Origin of the sequence: Vibrio sp. 10N.222.52.B7, from assembly GCF_041474275.1 — a bacterium.
GTDB lineage: Bacteria > Pseudomonadota > Gammaproteobacteria > Enterobacterales > Vibrionaceae > Vibrio > Vibrio crassostreae_C.
This window is the reverse complement of record NZ_JBFRTU010000314.1, coordinates 1-447: the sequence shown is the minus strand read 5'-3', so window position 1 is coordinate 447 and position 447 is coordinate 1. Positions and strand designations below refer to the sequence as shown.

The 447-nt window shown below is 45.6% G+C and carries 1 protein-coding gene; it reads left to right on the top strand.

Translation table 11 applies throughout. The features are described from left to right. Window positions 1-447, top strand: a 447-nt coding sequence (locus AB4512_RS22995; RefSeq protein WP_372175839.1) for a potassium transporter TrkG, incomplete at both ends; no start/stop codon positions are given.

Sequence of the window (447 nt, the reverse complement as noted above, 5' to 3'; positions counted from 1 at the left end):
GATAAAAAGCCGCGCAAAGGCTCAGAGCCAAAGATTATCCTTACGAGTTTCTTAGGTGTTCTTATCCCTTCTGCAATCTTGCTGACGCTACCCGTGTTCTCTGTGACTGGGCTTAGTTTTACAGATGCGCTGTTTACTGCCACATCCGCAATCAGTGTGACAGGCTTGGGTGTTGTCGATACGGGTGAGCATTTCACTCTGGCGGGCAAAATACTGCTGATGTTTTTGATGCAAGTCGGCGGTTTAGGGCAGATGACCCTGTCTGCAGTGCTGCTCTATATGTTTGGTGTTCGGCTAAGTTTGAAACAGCAAGCATTAGCGAAAGAAGCATTGGGGCAAGATCGTAAGATTAACCTCAGAAAGTTAGTGAAGAAGATCATCATTTTTGCATTGGTGGCGGAATTTATAGGTTTCGTATTGCTCTGTTTTCGTTGGGTTCCTGAAATG